The following is a 17,083-nucleotide window of genomic DNA, read 5'->3' as shown; positions in this document are numbered from 1 at the left end:
TTTGGTGCGGACCCTCTTGATGGGCGTCCTGCTGCCGAACGTGACCCGGACCCAAAGGGGCTCCCGGTTGTCCTGTCGAAGGAATCGCCGGATATGCCGCGTGTACCGGATGACGTGCCCGAGTCGCGGGCCTGTCTATCCGAAAGCTACCCGTCGGTTACTTTGCCCCCTAGAGGCAGAGCTGGGAGTCCGGGGCCGAGCCGCGCGGCTCGCCCGCAAGCTCAAGAACGCCGTCGTGCTCACCTACGGGGGTGACAGGCATGGCTCCTACCCCGTCGGCGGACCTTGCGTGACCTACCAGGTCGAGGACTACCTGCCCCCGGCATCAGCTGCCCGAAGGTCACCTGGGCAACCTCGAGGAGAGGGTCGACATAGTCGGTGGCGCCGAGCGACGCGCGCCTCCGGATACGCACCGGGGGCACGCCTTGAGGGTGCCGGGTCTGCGAGGCGGTTGTCGGCGCCCTGTACGGCGGGCGGCCCGGAATCCTGGACGGCGAGAGGTCGCGCCGGGGGATGGGAGGTTCGGTGGCGATGGGGGAGTGGGGGAGTGGGGGTGGGGAAGCCGGAGGCTAGTGGACGGAGAAGCCGCCGTCCACGTAGAGGATCTGGCCAGTGACGAAGGCGCTGGCGTTGGAGGCGAGGAAGACCGCCGTGCCGGCGAAGTCTTCGGGCACGCCGTTGCGGCCGACCATGTGGCGGGCAGCGAGTTCCTCGACGCGGCCGGGGATCGCCTGGGCGGGTTCCGTGAGGGGCGTGAGGACGAAGCCGGGGATGATCGTGTTGACGCACACGCCGCGCTTCGACCACGCCTCCGCCTGGGAGCGGGTGAGCCCGGCGATGGCCGCCTTGGCCGCGCCGTACACGCCGCTGTTGCCGAAGGCGCTGATGGTCTGCTGTGAGCCGAGGTTGATGATGCGGCCCCAGCCGCGGGCGGCCATGCGCGGCCCGTGGTGCTGCCCGAGCAGGTAGGGCGCCGTGAGGTTGACCGCGATCGTCTCGTCGTAGTCGTCGAGGTCGAGGTCGGCCATGGGCTTGCGGATGTTGTTGGCCGCGTCGTTGACGAGGATGTCGATCTCGCCGGCGGTGGCGCAGACGCGTGCGACGTCGTCGCGGGAGCCCATGTCGGCGCTGATCCAGGAGGCCTTGACGCCGTGCTCGGCGAGCCGCCGCGTGGCGGTCTCGAGCTCGGGTTCGCGGCGGGCGACCAGCACGACCTCGGCGCCGGCACGGCCGATGGCCTCGGCCATGACGTAGCCGATGCCGGAGCTGCCGCCGGTCACGAGCGCGCGCCGGCCATCCAGGGAGAACAGGTCACGGAGGTACACGAGTGGCCAAACTACCACTCAGCGCGGGTACTCCACTCTGGCGCTGTCGCCGGTGATGATCAGGCCGCTGTTGTCGCCGCCGACGGCCACCGAGCGCTCGCCGGAGGCGACGGTCTTGCGGCCGGGCAGCATCTGGGCGATCTCGTCGGCGAGGGTAGGGTCGTCCTCGAGGGCCTCGCGGATGGCCAGTTGCAGCGCCGAGCGGTTGAGGTCGTCGTCGGGCGCCTTGGCGACGCGCTCGATCGCCTTGGTGCTGCCGGCGTCGCCGCGGCCGAAGATCCGCTGCAGGATGCGGGTGCCGCGCCCGACGGTGGTGTCCGCGGCCAGTTCGGTGGTCTTGGTCAGTACGGCGGCGCCGTACGCGCTGATGGCCGAGGTGGCGTACGGCATGACGTCGCTCGCGATGGTCGCGATGTCCACGGGCACCTCCTGAGGTCCTGCATGGATTGACGCGGCTGAGCCCACGAAAGTTCCGGTTGATCTACATTGTAAAGGCGCTAGCTTGGAGATGTGCCCTCCTACCTCACTCTGAAAACCGTCGTCGAGCACGAGAGCGAGGTCCGGCGGTCGAGGTTCGTCTGCGCGATCGCGCCCGCGTCGAGCGTGGAGGCGGCGGCGGAGTTCATCGCCGAGCGCCGCCGCCTGCACGCCGGGGCGACGCACAACTGCACCGCGTACGTGATCGGCGAGCGCCTGCAGAAGGGCGACGACGACGGCGAGCCGGGTGGCACGGCGGGCACGCCGATGGTGCAGGCCCTGGTGGGCCGGGGTTACAGCGATGTCGTCGCGGTGGTGACGCGCTATTTCGGCGGCATCCTGCTCGGGGCGGGCGGTCTTGTCCGGGCGTACGGCTCGGCCGTGACGGAGACGCTCGACCGCGCGGATCCGGTCAGGATGGTGCCCGCCAGGCTTGTCCACGTCTCGGTGTCCCACGATCAGGCGGGCCGGTTGGAGAATGATCTGCGGGCTTCGTCCTACCCGGTGCAGGACGTGGTGTATGCGCAGCAGGTCCGCTTTTCGGTCGCGGTCGAGGACGTGCCACGTTTTACCGACTGGGTCGCGACCTTGACGGCGGGCAGGGCCCGCGTCGAGGTGGGCGCCGACATCCACGTGCCCGCCTGACGGGGCGTTCAACGCCTCGTGCACAGGGCATGCGGGCACCCTGTACGGCGGGAAGCCGGAAACCGTGGTGCCCGGCTACCGAATCGCCGTGGCGGCGGGCAAGTGGCCCCGACTCGCCGGAAGCGCCGGTCGCGGGCCCTCAGCCGAAGTGCGGTGGGCGGCGGTGAGCGGCGGCCCGCCGTACAAGATCACCCGAAGTGCAGGATCATCCTTCGAGTGCGTACTGCATGACGCGGAATTTGGCTTGGGCTTCGGCGAGCTCCATGGCGGGGTTGGAGTTGGCCATGATGCCGCCGCCGGCGAACAGGCGGGCGCGGCGGCCCTGGACGATGCCGCTGCGGAGGGCGATGCCCCATTCGCCGTCGCCGTGGGCGTCGATCCAGCCGACGGGGCCTGCGTAGCCGGCGCGGTTCATGCCTTCGAGTTCGCGGATGACCTTGATGGCGGTGTCGGTGGGGGTGCCGCCGACGGCGGCGGTGGGGTGCATGGCGGCGACGACGTCGAGGACGGAGGCTCCGTCGGCCAGGCGGCCGGTGACGTGGCTGGCCAGGTGCTGGACGTTGGGCAGGACGAGGAGTTCAGGTTCGTCGGGGGTGGTGAGGGAGGAGCAGAGGGGCGCCAGGGTTTGGCGGACGGAGGCGATGGCGCATTCGTGTTCGTAGCGGTCTTTTTCTGAGGCGAAGAGGGCGGCGCCGCGGGCGAGGTCGTCGGCGGGGCCGGTGCCGCGTGGGGTGGTGCCGGCCAGGACGAGGGATTCGATTTCTTGTCCTGTGCGGCGGATGAGGAGTTCTGGGGTGGCGCCGACCAGGCCTGCTACGGAGAAGGTGTAGCAGTCGGGGTAGCGGTGGGCCAGGCGGGTGAGCAGGAGGCGGATGTCGATGGGGTGTTCGGCGGTGGCCAGGAGGTCGCGGGCGAGGACGACTTTTTCGAGTTCGCCGTCGCGGATGCGGAGGGTGGCGCGGGCGACGAGGTGTTCCCATTCGGGTGCGGTGAGGTTGCCGTCGCCGTAGCTGATGCGTCCGGGGTTTTGCAGGGGGGTGGTGGGTTGGAATGGGGCGTCGCCGATGGTGGTGATCCAGGCTTGGCCGTTGCGGCGGGCGAGGATGGTTTGGGGGACGACGAGGACGGAGCCGGTGGCGTCTTCGTCGAAGGTGAAGGTGCCGAAGGCGACGGGTCCGCTGCCGGGGGTGCGGACGTGGTCGTTGACGTGGGCGTCGCCGAATACGGTGGTGAGCCAGGTGCGGGCCCAGGTGAAGCGGTCGGGGCCCGGGGGTACGGCGACGCGGGCGGCCTCTCCCCAGCCGACGAGGCCTTCGCCGTGCTTGACCCAGGCGAAGGGCGCGGTCTTGGGTAGGGCTGCCAGCAGGTCACCGGGGTCGCCGATAGGGGTGCTGCGAACCGGTAGTGGGCGGGTGGTCCCGAGCGCGACACTCACCCAAGACATGCTATGCGGCAACTGAACACGTTCGACTCGGACCCCGCCGAATAGGGGCATCCTGGCGGTGGGTGGTCTGTCAAGCGGTGATATTAAGTGGGTTGTGTGTCGGCCAATGTGACGGCCGGGGGGCGGTCGGGTCCTTACCGTGTGGACCATGATCGGTCGCCGTCTTGTGCCTGTTCTGGCCGCTGTCGTGTTGGTGTTCGTTCCCGGTACGGCGCGAGCCGCTTCGGTGGAGCCGGTGCCGGGGGTGATGGCGGCGCTGGGGGACTCGATTTCGGCGGGTTTCAATGCGTGTGGTTGGTATGTCTCGTGTACCTCGCGGTCGTGGTCGGCGGGGGACAATGCGCAGGTGGACAGCCACTATGCGCGGTTGCTGCAGGTGAGTTCGGCGATCAAGGGGCACAACCGGAATTTCGCGGTGCCGGGAGCGACGAGTGCGGATCTGATGGGTCAGGTGCGTCAGGCGATCGCGGCGAAGGCCGGGTATGTGACGATTCTCATAGGTGCGACGGATGTGTGTACGCCGTCGGAGCGGGAGATGACGCCGGTGTCGGTGTATCGGCAGCGGTTGGATGCGGCGCTTGCGGCGTTGCGTGGGGGGTTGCCGGGGGTGCGGGTGTTCGTGGCGAGCATTCCCGATCTGCGGCGGTTGTGGCAGGTGGGTAAGGGCAACGCGATCGCGCGGATGTTCTGGGCGGTGGGGCGGATCTGCCCGACGATGCTGGCGAATCCGATGTCGACGAAGCGACGGGATGTGGAGCGGCGGGCGCGGGTGCGGGCGCGGCTGGTGGCGTTCAACCGGGAGTCGGCGCGGGCGTGTGCGGCGTTCGGTCCTGAGTGCCGTACGGATGAGGGGGCGGTGTTCTCCTATCCGTACACGATTGATCACATCAGCCGGTGGGATTTCTTCCATCCGAACGCCGAGGGTCAGCGGTTGCTGGCGGAGCAGACGTTCAAGCACGGTTTCGACTGGGTGGGTGTGCTGAGTTAGCGGCACTGGGCGAGCATGCTGGCCTTGTCGGCTTTGGTGACGGGCAGGTCGTATTTGACGGCGACCTGGGCGAATCGGGTGACGTAGGCGCAGCGGATGGTGTGTTGCGGGGGTAGCCAGGAGGCGGGTCCTGAGGCGTCCTTCTGTTCGTTGGCGGCGCCGTCGACGGGCAGGAGTTCGAGGGGGTCGTTGGCGAAGTCGACGCGTTTGGTCATGGGCCAGTGGTTGGCGCCCATGTGCCAGGCGTAGGCGAGGGGGACGATGTGGTCGACCTGGATTTCGTCGGCTTTGTTCTTGTGCCAGTTGATGGTGCGGCCGGTGTAGGGGTCGGTGAGGCGCAGGGCGATGATCTCGCAGTGGGAGCCGGGCCGGTAGGTGATGTCGGTGCCGTCGCGGGCGAGCAGGTCGTCGCGGGTGCGGCAGCCGTTGTGGGCGTAGGGGACGCTGTCGGCGGTGTCGGCCCAGTTGGTGCCGTATTTGGTGCGTTCGTAGCCGGTGCCTGGGCCGCGGCCTTTGGTGGTGAGTCTGCTGATGAGGGCGCGGGCGTCGGCCTTGTCGGCGGCGCTGGTGATGGGGGCCAGGCCGGGGCGGGTTCCCGCGGTGTTGCCGAGGGGGCTGGCGGCGGTGGCCTGGGGTGTTTTGGTGTTGCCGAGTAAGGAGACGACGAGTACGGCTCCCGCCAGGATGGCGACCGCGTCCTTGGTGCTCAAGCGCGCCTCCGAAACCATCGCCGTGCTACCGGCGCCCCGCATGGTCGTCGTTGGGTTGGATTCCCCCTGTGGGGTGGTTTGACACGGGTGGGTACGCTAAGGGATCTGCGGTGGTGGGGCCCGCCGCCCTTGCCGGTTTCCGGTGGGGATAATCGCGCCTGGTCGCCAACGGTCCCTGTCCGCTCTTATGTGTGATAGGGGTTTTGTGGAGGACCGTCTGATAGATCCTGATGTGGATCTTCATGTTGCTTCGCAGCGTACTGAGCTGCACTGGCCGGTGCTGGCGGCCATCTCGGCGGGGGGCGTGCTGGGGGCGCTGGCCCGGTTCGGGTTGCAGGCCGCCTTCCCCGTGTCCTTCGGCGGGTTTCCGTGGGCGACGTTCTGGATCAACGTGGTGGGTTGCCTGTTGATCGGCGTGCTCATGGTGCTGATCACCGAGGTGGTCTCGGCGCATCGGCTGGTGCGGCCGTTCCTGGGGGTCGGGGTGCTGGGCGGGTTCACCACGTTCTCGGCCTATGTGGTCGACGTGCAGCGGGCGGTGGCTCAGGGGGCGCCGCTGGTGGGGCTCGCGTATCTGGCCGTGACGCTGGTGGGGGCGCTCGTCGCGGTGGTGCTGGGGGTGCGGGTGACGCGGTCGCTGGCCCGGGTCCTGGTTCGGGTGGCCTCGTGACGGTGTTGCTCGTCATGCTGGGCGCGGCGGTGGGGGCACCGTTGCGCTATCTGGCGGATCGGGCGGTGCAGGCCCGGCACTCGACGATCTTTCCGTGGGGGACCTTGACGGTCAACGTAGTGGGGTCGGCCTTGCTGGGCTTCCTCGCCGCGTTGCCCGCTTCTGATGGGGCGCTGGCGTTGCTGGGCACGGGGTTGTGCGGGGCGCTGACGACGTATTCCACGTTCGGGTACGAAACGGTGCGCCTGCTGGAGGAAGGTGCCCGCTTCCACGCTGTCGCGAACGCGGTCGCCAGCATCGTCGCCGGCCTGGGCGCCGCCTATCTCGGGGCCGCCCTCGCCCAAGCCCTCTGACGCTTCCCGGTCTCTTGCCGCGTCGCGGGTCCTCGAACTCCCGCGTGGCCTTTGCCCGCCGTAGGAGGGGACGCTCGTGTTCAGGGGTGCCGTTGGCGGGGTGGGGGAGTTACCGTGTAATCCTGTAAGCAAAGGAGTGCGCGATGGCCGATCCCCTCGACGTCTACTCTCAGGTGGTCTCGTCCGTGGCGGCGGAGCTGCTGCCGAAGGTGGCCAGCGTGCGGGCGGGGCGGGGCAGCGGGTCTGCGGTGGTGTTCACCGCTGACGGGTTTCTGTTGACGAACGCCCATGTGGTGGGTTCGTCCAGGTCGGGCGCGGTCAGCTTCGCCGACGGGTCGTCGGGCGACTTCCTGGTGGTGGGGCGCGACCCGCTGTCGGATCTGGCGGTGATCAGGTCGCAGGTGGCCACGCCGCCGCCGGCCGTCCTGGGCGACAGTGACGAGCTGGTGGTGGGGCAGCTGGTGGTGGCGGTGGGCAACCCGCTGGGGCTGACCGGGTCGGTGACGGCGGGGGTGGTCTCGGGGCTGGGCCGGTCGTTGCCAGCTCGCAGTGGCGCCGCCGTACGGCTGATCGAGGACGTGATCCAGACGGATGCGGCGCTGAACCCCGGTAATTCGGGTGGGGCGCTGGCGGACTCGCACTCGCGGGTGGTCGGGATCAACACGGCCGTGGCGGGGATCGGGGTGGGGCTGGCGGTGCCGATGAACGCCACGACGCGCTCGATCATCGCCGCTCTGATCCGCGATGGGCGGGTACGGCGGGCCTATCTGGGCCTGGTGACGTCGCCTGCGCCGCTGCCGGAGGCGTTGCGCGAGCGTACCGGGCAGGAGAGCGCGCTGCGGGTGGTCGAGGTGGTGCCGGGCTCGCCCGCGGACCGGGCGGGTCTGCGGGCGGGGGACCTGGTGCTGAGTGCGGGGCGGGCGCCGGTGGGGGATGCGCAGAGCCTGCAGCGCCTGATGTTCGCCGAGGCGATCGGCAGGCCGCTGCCCATCACGGTCTTCCGCAACGGCGCCCTGGTGGACGTCATCGCCGAACCCGTCGAACTCACCGGCGCCCAGGCCTAACCCCCTGAGCGCCTGGCACGCCTGCCCGGGGAGCGGGGTCAGCCGGCGGGGGTTTGCCGTGGTTCCGGATCGGTGGTGCCGGGAGCCGTGGAGGTGTCGGGTGGGGTGGGTTTGACGTAGGTGCCGTTGCGGCGGGCGACGAGTTCGTCCATGAGGGCTTCCCACTGGTCGCCGATGACGTCTACGTGGTAGGTGCGGGCCGTTTCCAGGGCGTTGGCCGCCAGGTGGCGGCGCAGTTGCTCGTCTTCGATGACGCGGATGATGGCGGCGGCGAGGTTGTCGTTGGTGCGGGGCTTGACCAGCAGCCCGTCGACCTCGTCGCTGATCATTTCCTTGGGGCCGTGGGGGCTGTTGAAGCTGACGATGGCCAGTCCCTTGCCCATGGCTTCCAGGATGGTCATGGGGAAGCCTTCGTGGCGGGAGCTGAGCACGAAGATGGAGGCCTGCTCGAGGGCGGCGCCGACGTCGTTGGTGGCGCCGGGCAGTTCGACCTTGCCCTGCAGTCCGGCTTCGATGACCTGGTTGGCGAGGTTCTCCTCCTGGGGGCCGGCGCCGTAGATGCGCAGGGTCCAGTCGGGGTGGGCCTTGGCGACCTGTTCCCAGGCGGTGATGAGGCGGTGGAAGCCCTTGATGCGGGTCATGCGGCCGACGGCGACGACGACCTTGGACTCGAGTTTGGCCTGGCCGCCGGTCATGGGTGGCACGGCGTTGGGGATGCGGGCCAGGCGTTTGGGCTTGCGGGTCAGGGCGTTGCGGTAGTCGCGCAGGTCGGCCTTGGTGAGGGTGACCAGGGCGTCGAAGCGGCGGTAGCGCCAGCTGATGAGCTTCTGGACGGATTCCGGCTGGGTGCGCAGGGCGACGTGTTCCTGGCCGATGGTGATGACGCCGGGCGGGGCGAGCTGGGCCATGGCCAGGTTGAGGCCGGGGCGGGTGGACATGAGCACGCCGCCGTCCAGGGAGCGGATGTAGCGGGCGAGCTTGATGTCGGTCCAGACGTTGAAGCGATGGTAGGCGGTCTCTTCCTCGGGGATGAGGCGGCTGTGCATCTTCGACAGCCAGGCGGGGACGCCGTAGTGGGGCTTGAGCCGGTTGTCGAGGAAGCGGACCTTGACGCGCGGGTCGAGGGCGAAGAAGGGTTCGTCGGCCTCTTTGAGGATGGACACGATCTCGACGTCGTGCTTCTCGCACAGGTAGTTGGCGAGGTTGAAGACGGTCCTGATGGTGCCGCCCATGCCGTTGGCGTGCAGGAGGAGGATCCGGATCTTGTCGGTGGAGGGAGGCGGCGCGTTGCGGAGTTTGCGCCGGTTGTAGCCCCGGTACAGCCGGCCTGCCATCGCCTTCGCCTTGCGTGCCACTGCGCGCACCTGGTGGATCCCCCTTTGTAGCGGAAAGACAGTGTCTATAACACACGTGGCCGGTGGTGGGAGTGCTCCCGCCACCGGCTTATTGTCTCGCTTCGGTGGAGTGCACCGGTCAGTCCCCGCGGTGCTATCCCCATCTATCAGTTTTAGACGTCACAAGTCGTCTCAAGGTTGCATGCGTGGTCGCCGGTTTGGGTCGGGGGTGTGCGGGGGGTGTTGTTTCAGCAGGTCGAGGGCGACATTGAGGGCGGTTTCCAGTTGGCGGTCGATGCCGGCGGCCCAGTCTTGGGGGGTGATGTCGACCTCGATGTCCGGATCGGTGCCGTAGTTCTCCACCTGCCAGCCGACGTCGTCGAAGGCGAAGGAGAATTCCGGCTGGGTGGTGAGGGTGCCGTCGGCCAGGCGGTGGCGGGGCCAGATGCCGATGACGCCGCCCCAGGTGCGTTTGCCGACCAGGGGTCCCAGGCGCAGCAGTTTGAAGGTGTGGCTGAAGATGTCGCCGTCGGATCCGGCGTATTCGTTGGCGATGGCGACCAGTGGCCCGCGGGGTGATTGGGGTGGGTAGGGCTGGGGTTGTCCCCAGCGGGGGTAGTCGTAGCCGAGGCGGTGGCGGGCGAGTTTTTCCAGCAGGAGGGAGGAGACGTGGCCGCCGCGGTTGTAGCGGACGTCGACGATGAGGGCGGGGTGGTCGTATTCGGCCAGGAAGCCGCGGTGGAATTCCCCGAAACCCTCCGGCCCCATATCCGGTATATGCAGATATCCGACCTTATTTCCGGTTTTGCGGTGGCAGTGGTGGCGGTTGCGGTTGACCCAGTCGCGGTAGCGGGCGGGCTGCTCGTCGGCCAGCGCCTTGACGGTGACGGTGAACTCGCGCCCGTCGCGGCGCAGCGTCAGCTCGACCTCCTGGCCCGCCTGGTTGACCAGGCGCTCGTTGGGGGTGCCGGCCGCGCCGATGGGCGTGCCGTTGATCGCCAGTACGGCGTCGCCCCGCCGCACGTCCACACCCAGACGGTTCAGCGGTGAGGTGGCGGCCGGATCCCAGGGGTCGCCGGTGACGATGGCGCCGATGTGGTAGACGCCGTCGCGGTAGTCCCAGTCGACGCCGAGCTTGCCCTGCCGGTAGTCGGGTCCGGGCCGGTATTCGCCGCCGGATTCGTAGGCGTGGCTGGTGCCCAGCTCGCCGTGCAGCTCCCACAGCAGGTCGGAGAACTCCCCGCGGGTGGACACGCGCTCGACCAGCGGCAGGTAGCGGTGGTAGACGGCCTGCCAGTCGACGCCGGCCATGTCCTGGCTCCAGAAGTGCTCGCGCTGCAGCCGCCAGGCCTCGCGGAACATCTGCCGCCATTCGGCCTCGGGGCGGACCGACACCTTGACGCGTGACAGGTCGATCCAGCCGCTGTCGCGGCCCGGCTCGTCGTCATCGTCGGGGATCTCGCCGGCCTTGACCACGCGCAGCCGGTCGCCGCTGCGGTAGAGCAGGCTCTTGTGGTCGCGGCCGAGCTGGAAGTCGTCGACGTCCTCGGCGAAGGTGTCCTGCTTGTCCCTGGCGAAGTCGTACAGGTGCAGGGTGCCCTCGCCGTCCAGGGCGGTCGTCAGCAGCAGCGCCTTGCCCTTCAGCCCGGCCACCCGCTCGTAGCGGCCCTCGGGCAGGGAGAAGGCGGTGACGCGGCGGGCCAGCCCGTCGAGGTCGACGCGCATCGGCGGCGGCTCGTCGTCGTCTTCGGAGGCATCCTTGACCTCCAGCGGCCGCGGCCGCGGCACGAACGGGTCGGCGGCGTCGGCGCGCAGGGCGACCGCGTACGGGCGGGTGCCCAGGGGGAATCCGAGGTCGAACTGGAGCTGGTCGTAGACGGGGGAGAAGACGCGCTGGCCGATGAAGTACAGGTAGTCGCCGCGCGGGTCGAAGGCGGGCCGGTGGTCCTTGAGCACCGGTTCGCTGGCCTGGGCGGTCCGGCCGGATTCGGGGTGGTAGAGGTTGATCGCGGTGGTCTGCGGGGTCAGCGGGCTCGCCCAGGCCAGCCACTGCCCGTCGGGTGACCAGGCCAGGTCCTCCGGCGCGCCGTGCGGGTTGGCCTCCACCAGGACGGCGGGCCCGCCTGCCAGGTCGAGCAGGTGCAACTCGTGGCGGTGGTTGGTGACCGCGACGCGGTCATGGGCCGGGTCGCAGGCCAGCTCGATGATCCTGCCCAGTCGCGCCAGGGCGGGGCCGCCGAGTACGAGCAGGGATTCCTCGTCGCCGTCGTCGCTGGCCGCGGCGATCAGCCGGCGGCCGTCGTTGAGCCAGGTCACCAGCCGGTAGCGGACGCCGTCGGCCTCGCCGTGCTGGCGGACGGGTCCTTCCCAGCAGGCCATGGTGTAGGCCTTGCCGCGGGCGGCGACGGCCAGGGCGCTGCCGTCGGGGCTGAGGGTGGCGCCGTCGAGGTAGTCGGCGGCCTCGACGAAGCGGCGGTTGCGCTGGGTGCGGGAGGAGGCCAGCCGTACCTCCAGCCTGCGCGGTTCCTGGACGGGGTCGAGCAGCGGGTCGAGCAGGTACAGGTCGGCGCCGGCGTGGTAGACCAGGCGGCGGCCGTCGCCGGTCAGGTTGCGGGCGTAGTAGTCGCGGTGGTGGGTGTGCTTGCGCAGGTCGCCGCCGTCGGGGGTGCAGGAGTAGACGTTGCCGACGCCTTCGTGGTCGGACAGGAAGCACACCCGTTCGCCGCTCCAGCATGGCGAGGCCAGGTTGCCGGGCAGGCGGATCAGTCTGCGGAACTCGCCGTCGCCGTCGGGGTCGATCCACAGGTCGCCGGTGGTGCCGCCGCGGTAGCGCTTCCAGCGGGCGGGGTCGGCGGTGTTGCGGCCCAGCACGATCATGCCGCCCGGGCCGTGCGCGATGGAGGTCGCGGGCCCGTACGGCAGGCGTTCCGGCACCCCGCCGGGCGCGAGGCGGTGCAGCCAGGCGCGGCCGTCGAAGGGCTGGGTCTCGTCGCTGGCGTACAGGATGCGCTCTTCGGGGTCCCAGCCGGTGACGGTGCAGCGGGCGCCGTGGAAGGTCACCCGGCGGGCGGCGCCGCCCTCGGCCGGCATCACGTACACCTCTTCCGGGCCTTCTTCGCGGCCGACGAAGGCGAGCTGGTCGCCGCGCGGGGAGATGCGCGGGTAGCGGGCCTCGGCCTGGCCGGCGGTCAGGCGGAAGGCGCGGCCTCCGGTGGCGGCCACCATCCACAGGTCGTCTTCGGCCGCGAACACCACCACGTCCTGGAAGATCGCGGGGAAGCGCAGGTAGGCGGACATGCGTCCTCCGTGAGGAGACAACCGGGGGCCGGTGCCCCCGGTTGTCGGATCAATGTCCAGGACGGCCGGGACTCACACCCGCGCCGTCCGGCGGCTCACTCCTCCGGCGGCATCATGGGCCGGGTGGAGGGCTGAGCGGAGGCCTGGGTGGAGGCCATGCGCTTTGCGGCTTTGGCCTGCCGGGTCGTCTTGATGGCGGCCTTCTTGGCCTTGCCGGACTTGGCGACTGGTTTCTTGTTCGTCTCAGCCATCGTTGTTTCCCCCCGAATGAGATGAGATGCGCTGTTTGGCGCACCAAAGCGCTTAATACCCACTTGCCTCGCAAACCTGACACGTCGATGGTGGTCGGGACGCCCGCCGTACCCCCTGGAGCGTGACCGCATGGATCTGGCCGAGCTCACCGACCGCGCCGCGATCATGGACGTCGTCGTCGCCTACGCCACCGCGCTCGACACCCGCGACTGGAAACTGCTGGCCGAGCAGTTCACCCCGGACGCCACCTGGGCCTACCCGGGGATGATCGAGCAGGTGCGCGGCCCCGAGCAGATCGCCGCCGCCCTCGGCGCCGGGCTGCGCGGGCTGGAGGCCACCCAGCACCTGCTCGGCAACCACCACATCCGCCTGGACGGCGACCAGGCCGAGCACACCTGCTACTTCCAGGCCCAGCACGTACGGCGCGGCGCTCCCGGCGGCGACACCTACCTGGCCGCCGGCCGCTACAGCGACGTGCTGCGCCGCACGCCCGGCGGCTGGAAGATCGCCGCCAGGCGGCTGAGCGGCATGTGGAGCCAGGGCAGCCTCGGCGTGTTCAGCCGCTAGAGCGGTCGATCCCCTGACGGCGCCGACAGCCACACCCCTTCGCCGTGCGACAGGCCGGGCAGTTGCCGCTCGAAGTCGTGCACCCGCCGGGCCGGCAGCTCACCCCTGATCAGCCACGTGTCGCCGTGCTGCAGGGTGTCCGACAGTTCGGCGCCCAGCCCGGCCAGCCGCGCGGTCACCGGGCTGAAGGCCTGCGCCGGGATCTCCAGCTCGAAACGGTGGCACGGCTCGTACACCCGGGTGCCCGCCCGTTGCAGCGCGTCCATGAGCACCTCGGCCGTGCGGCCGCGGAAGTCGCTCGCGGTCGAGATCGGCGAGGCGTAGCCGGAGCGGGTCAGCGTCACGATCACGTCGGTCACCGGCCAGCCCTGCGGGCCGCGCCGCAGCGTCACCGCCACCGTGTCCTCGATCGCCCGCTGGAAGGCCGCCGGCAGCGAGCCCAGCTCCACCCCCAGCCGGTAGGTCAGGCCCGACCCGCGCGGACCCGGTTCCACGCGCAGCCCCACCGTGGCCCAGAAGTCGTTGCGGCCGTGCCGGGTGATCTCCTCGGCCGTCTCCCCGACCCCGGCCGGGCGCTCCAGGTAGACGGGGCTGCTGGGCTCGAACTCGGCCTCGACGCCGAAGTCGCGGGCCAGCGTCTCGGCGATGACCTCCTTCTGCACCTCCCCGTACAGCAGCACCGACGTCTGGCCGCCGGCCAGCGTCCTGATGCTGATCAGCGGGTCCTGCTCGGCCAGCGCCGCCAGCGCCGCGTGCACCTGCCCCCGCTGTCCGGTACGGCGCGGCCGTACGACCGTCTCCAGGCTGGGCGGCGCGAAGTGGTGGACGTGCTCGCCCGGCTCGGGCGGGCTGCCGACCCGGTCGCCCACCCGCACCTGCGGCACGCCCCACACCTTGGCGATGTCGCCCGCGCACGGCTCGTCGCGCCCTCCGATGACGCGCAGCGCGGTGGGCCTGGCCTCGTACTGCTCCACGCCGCCGCCGGGGCGCCTGCGGTACCAGGTGGTGCGGCGGCGGACGTGCAGCGTGCCCGCGCGCAGGCGCACGTAGGCCACCTTCTCGCCGGTGGGGCCGCGCTCGATGGCGAACACCGTGCCGCTGGTGCCCGTGCCTGTGCCCGTGCCTGCCGTGGTTGTGGTCGGCAGCAGGCGCAGCCCGTCCAGGAGTTCGGTGACGCCCTGACCGGTCATCGCCGAGCCGAGGAACACCGGGTGCAGCACGCCCTCGGCGCACTGCCGGGCGATCGCCTCCTCGATCTCCTCCGGGGTCGGGGTATCGCCTTCGACCAGGCGTTTGAGGATGGCGTCGTCGTGCTCGGCCAGGATCTCCGGCGCGTCCGGATCGTCGATCGTGACGGCGGCCGGCGACAGGTGCCGCCGGATCTGCCCGAGCACCTGCAGCGGCCGGGCGCCTGCCCGGTCCAGCTTGTTGACGAAGATCAACGTGGGCAGGGCCAGGCGGCGCAGCGTCTTCATCAGCACCCGCGTCTGCGGCTGGACGCCCTCCACGGCCGACACGACCAGGATCGCGCCGTCCAGCACGCCCAGCGCCCGCTCCACCTCGGCGATGAAGTCGGAGTGCCCGGGCGTGTCGATCAGGTTGACGTGCAGGTCGCCGACCGTGAACGCCGCCACGGCCGTACGGATGGTGATGCCGCGCCGCCGCTCGATGTCGCCGGTGTCGGTCTGGGTGTCGCCGCCGTCGACGCTGCCCAGCCGGTCGATCGCGCCGGTCTGGAACAGCAGCCGCTCGGTCAGGCTGGTCTTACCCGCGTCTACGTGCGCGAGGATGCCAATGTTCAAACAAGCTTGCATGCGTGGTCGGGCCTTCGGGAACTCGCGTGCCAATGGGGCGCTGGGAGACGTCGAGGCCCCGCCGCATCGCGAGCTCCTTCACAAGATCGACCACATGAACCCGCTCATCCTGTCATCCCGCCCTGGCACCGGTCGACCGAATTTCCGTCTTCCGCTTACCGGGGCCAGGCGGCGGCGATGACGGTCGCGGCCGGCGCGGCCTGGCGCAGGCCTGCCTGGTAGGACGGTTGCCAGGCGGCGCGGTCGTGCAGATCGGCGCCGAAGACGGCGATCGTCTGCTCGTCGGGTGCCACGGTGATGGCGCCCGCGGGCGGCTCCTGGCGGAACAGGTGGGCCAGCGGTTCGATGAGCAGCAGTGGGTCGGCGCCGGTGGCCAGGTGGGCGTTGCTGCCGCCGCCCAGGGCGCCGTCCATGTAGCGGCGACCGGCGATGGTGATGGGTGGGAAGGCGGCGGGCATGGCGGTGCTGGCCGCGACGGCCGCCTGCAGGGGGATGCCGCTGGTGGAGTCCCAGGCCTGCGGCTGGCCGGAGTCGATGTCCACGGCGCTGATGACCAGGTGGGCCGGCCAGTCGGCGGCGGGTACCAGGGCGGACATCGTGGCCAGATGGATCTCCTCGGGCGCGGGAGCGGCCTCGACCGCCAGCCGCCCCACCCGCCGCAGCCGTTCGGCGGGCTCCACCCCCTCCTCGCCGAGCAGCGCGAACACCCGCCCCATGGCCGCCGGGTCAGCGGCCCCCGCGCCGACCCGCCCGCTGCCGGGGTCGGCCGCAGCGTCCGGGCGACGGGAGAGAGCCAGGCGGTCGAGATCGCCCCCGGTGGCCAGTAGCGCGCCCACGATGGCGCCCGCGGAGGTGCCGACGATCAGATCGGCGGCGGCCAGATCGACCCCATGCCGGCGCAGCCCAACCGCGAGACCCGCCAGCCAAGCCGTCCCGACGACACCACCAGGCCCAAGAACCAGTGCATTCATGAAACGCAAGTCTGCTACCTCAACCACGGTTGAGCTCAAGTCGGCATCCCGCTTCACGCACTTGCGGCTCAATCGAGGCCGAGGTCGAGGGGGAGTTGCTCGGGTTCGGCGGGGGTGGGAGGGGTGGGGCGTGGGGGTAGGCGGCGGGTGCGGGAGGGGGTGGGGCGGCCGATGCCGTGGCGGGTGGCCAGTTCCTTGATCTGGGCGGTGATGCGCTGCTGGTAGGCCTGGGGTGCGTAGGCGCCCCTGCCGTACAGCTCGAGATAGCGCGGCACCAGACGCGGGTGCTCGCGAGACAGCCAGCCCAGATACCACTCGCGCGCGCCGGGCCGCAGGTGCAGCACGATGGGCGCGAGGTGGGTGGCGCCGGCCGCGGCGATCTCCTTGACGGTGCGCTCCAACTGGTCGGGTGAGTCGGTCAGGTACGGCAGGATCGGCGCCATCAGCACGCCGCAGCCGATCCCGTGGTCGTTGAGCGTCGCGCACGCCTCCAGCCGCCGCAGCGGGTGCGGTGTGCCGGGCTCGACCGAGCGCCACACGTCGGCGTCCACGAACCCCACGGAGAAGTTCGCCCCCACCTCGGTGACCTGCGCGGCCTCGGTCAGCAGATCCAGATCCCGCAGGACCAGCGTCCCCTTCGTCAGGATCGAAAAGGGATTGGCCGCATCCCGCAACGCCTCGAGGATCCCGCGCATCAACCGGTAACGCCCCTCGGCCCGCTGATAGCAGTCGACGTTGGTCCCCATCGCGATGTGCTGTCCCCGCCAGCGAGGCGAAGCCAGCTCCCGCCGCGCCAGCTCGGCCGCGTTCACCTTCACCACGATCTTCGAGTCGAAGTCCGCCCCGGCATTCAAATCCAGATATTCGTGCGTTTTCCGGGCAAAACAGTAAGTGCAGCGGTGCCCGCAGCCTCGGTAGGGGTTGATGGTGTGGGTGAAGGAGACTCGGCTGGCGGCCGGGACGCGGTTGATGATGGAGCGGGCCTGGATCTCGTAGAAGGTCGTGCCGCGGAACTCCGGCGTGTCGAAGGTGCGGGTGACGGCGCCGCGGGCGAACAGCGGCGCGAGGGGTTCGGCCTCGTCCGCATCGGTCAGCCGCAGGTTGTCCCAGCGCATGCCTTGATTAGAACAAGTTTTCGAGGATGATCGCAACAGGAAAGAGCTTGCAATTAC

Annotated in this window: 17 protein-coding genes; 7 read left to right on the top strand and 10 right to left on the bottom strand. The window is 70.2% G+C overall.

Translation table 11 applies throughout. The features are described from left to right. The first annotated feature begins 19 nt into the window (after positions 1-19). The gene (locus ACIBHX_RS32410) at positions 20-616 is read left to right on the top strand and encodes an alpha/beta hydrolase (protein WP_397071157.1); all 597 of its coding nucleotides are present in this window, start codon (positions 20-22) and stop codon (positions 614-616) included. On the opposite strand, the gene ACIBHX_RS32405 is transcribed toward ACIBHX_RS32410, so the two are convergent. Then, the gene (locus tag ACIBHX_RS32405; RefSeq protein ID WP_397071156.1) at positions 570-1,325 is read right to left on the bottom strand and encodes an SDR family NAD(P)-dependent oxidoreductase; all 756 of its coding nucleotides are present in this window, start codon (positions 1,323-1,325) and stop codon (positions 570-572) included. The two genes, ACIBHX_RS32410 and ACIBHX_RS32405, sit on opposite strands and share 47 nt — an antisense overlap. An 18-nt stretch (positions 1,326-1,343) precedes the next feature. Next, positions 1,344-1,745 carry a hypothetical protein gene (locus tag ACIBHX_RS32400; protein ID WP_397071155.1) on the bottom strand — a complete coding sequence of 134 codons (402 nt, stop codon included), beginning with the start codon at positions 1,743-1,745 and terminating at the stop codon, positions 1,344-1,346. A gap of 90 nt (positions 1,746-1,835) precedes the next feature. Here ACIBHX_RS32400 and ACIBHX_RS32395 point away from each other — a divergent pair, with 90 nt between their 5' ends. After that, a complete protein-coding gene (locus tag ACIBHX_RS32395; protein WP_397071154.1) occupies positions 1,836-2,447 on the top strand; it encodes an IMPACT family protein in 612 nt (203 codons plus the stop codon). A 205-nt stretch (positions 2,448-2,652) separates the two neighbouring features. Here the strand turns inward: ACIBHX_RS32395 and ACIBHX_RS32390 are convergent, their stop codons facing one another. Continuing rightward, complete coding sequence (locus tag ACIBHX_RS32390) at positions 2,653-3,882, bottom strand: isochorismate synthase MenF (RefSeq protein ID WP_397071153.1); 1,230 nt, start codon at positions 3,880-3,882, stop codon at positions 2,653-2,655. A 157-nt stretch (positions 3,883-4,039) separates the two neighbouring features. Between ACIBHX_RS32390 and ACIBHX_RS32385 the strand changes: the two genes are divergently transcribed. After that, the gene (locus tag ACIBHX_RS32385; protein WP_397071152.1) at positions 4,040-4,879 is read left to right on the top strand and encodes a GDSL-type esterase/lipase family protein; all 840 of its coding nucleotides are present in this window, start codon (positions 4,040-4,042) and stop codon (positions 4,877-4,879) included. Here ACIBHX_RS32385 and ACIBHX_RS32380 read toward each other — a convergent pair. Further along, entirely contained in the window at positions 4,876-5,589 is a 714-nt protein-coding gene (locus ACIBHX_RS32380; protein ID WP_397071151.1) for an HNH endonuclease family protein, read from the bottom strand. The genes ACIBHX_RS32385 and ACIBHX_RS32380 overlap by 4 nt on opposite strands. 232 nt (positions 5,590-5,821) lie before the next feature. Here ACIBHX_RS32380 and ACIBHX_RS32375 point away from each other — a divergent pair, with 232 nt between their 5' ends. From ACIBHX_RS32375 to ACIBHX_RS32365, 3 genes are all read left to right on the top strand, one after another. Next, positions 5,822-6,259, top strand: a complete 438-nt coding sequence (locus ACIBHX_RS32375) for a fluoride efflux transporter FluC (RefSeq protein WP_397071150.1) — start codon at positions 5,822-5,824, stop codon at positions 6,257-6,259. Next, complete coding sequence (gene crcB, locus ACIBHX_RS32370; RefSeq protein WP_397071149.1) at positions 6,256-6,612, top strand: fluoride efflux transporter CrcB; 357 nt, start codon at positions 6,256-6,258, stop codon at positions 6,610-6,612. Before ACIBHX_RS32375 ends, crcB begins: the two co-directional genes overlap by 4 nt. 143 nt (positions 6,613-6,755) lie before the next feature. Beyond that, a complete protein-coding gene (locus ACIBHX_RS32365; RefSeq protein ID WP_397071148.1) occupies positions 6,756-7,676 on the top strand; it encodes a S1C family serine protease in 921 nt (306 codons plus the stop codon). A 38-nt stretch (positions 7,677-7,714) separates the two neighbouring features. Here the strand turns inward: ACIBHX_RS32365 and ACIBHX_RS32360 are convergent, their stop codons facing one another. From ACIBHX_RS32360 to ACIBHX_RS32350, 3 genes are all read right to left on the bottom strand, one after another. Then, complete coding sequence (locus tag ACIBHX_RS32360; protein WP_397071147.1) at positions 7,715-9,031, bottom strand: glycosyltransferase family 4 protein; 1,317 nt, start codon at positions 9,029-9,031, stop codon at positions 7,715-7,717. A gap of 171 nt (positions 9,032-9,202) precedes the next feature. Beyond that, a complete protein-coding gene (locus tag ACIBHX_RS32355) occupies positions 9,203-12,307 on the bottom strand; it encodes a PDZ domain-containing protein (RefSeq protein WP_397071146.1) in 3,105 nt (1,034 codons plus the stop codon). 95 nt (positions 12,308-12,402) lie between these two features. After that, entirely contained in the window at positions 12,403-12,558 is a 156-nt protein-coding gene (locus ACIBHX_RS32350) for a hypothetical protein (protein WP_397071145.1), read from the bottom strand. A 130-nt stretch (positions 12,559-12,688) separates the two neighbouring features. Here ACIBHX_RS32350 and ACIBHX_RS32345 point away from each other — a divergent pair, with 130 nt between their 5' ends. Then, complete coding sequence (locus ACIBHX_RS32345) at positions 12,689-13,126, top strand: nuclear transport factor 2 family protein (RefSeq protein WP_397071144.1); 438 nt, start codon at positions 12,689-12,691, stop codon at positions 13,124-13,126. Here the strand turns inward: ACIBHX_RS32345 and ACIBHX_RS32340 are convergent. The 3 genes from ACIBHX_RS32340 to ACIBHX_RS32330 all read right to left on the bottom strand — a co-directional run bounded on the left by ACIBHX_RS32340 (position 13,123) and on the right by ACIBHX_RS32330 (position 17,026). Beyond that, entirely contained in the window at positions 13,123-14,928 is a 1,806-nt protein-coding gene (locus ACIBHX_RS32340; protein ID WP_397071143.1) for a GTP-binding protein, read from the bottom strand. The genes ACIBHX_RS32345 and ACIBHX_RS32340 overlap by 4 nt on opposite strands. Positions 14,929-15,095: 167 nt before the next feature. Beyond that, positions 15,096-15,911 carry a patatin-like phospholipase family protein gene (locus ACIBHX_RS32335; RefSeq protein WP_397071142.1) on the bottom strand — a complete coding sequence of 272 codons (816 nt, stop codon included), beginning with the start codon at positions 15,909-15,911 and terminating at the stop codon, positions 15,096-15,098. 68 nt (positions 15,912-15,979) lie between these two features. Continuing rightward, a complete protein-coding gene (locus ACIBHX_RS32330) occupies positions 15,980-17,026 on the bottom strand; it encodes an Rv2578c family radical SAM protein (RefSeq protein ID WP_397071141.1) in 1,047 nt (348 codons plus the stop codon). Between the last annotated feature and the right edge of the window lie 57 nt (positions 17,027-17,083).

Origin of the sequence: Nonomuraea sp. NPDC050536, assembly GCF_044457685.1 — a bacterium.
GTDB lineage: Bacteria > Actinomycetota > Actinomycetes > Streptosporangiales > Streptosporangiaceae > Nonomuraea.
This window is presented reverse-complemented; position numbering and strand designations above follow the sequence as displayed.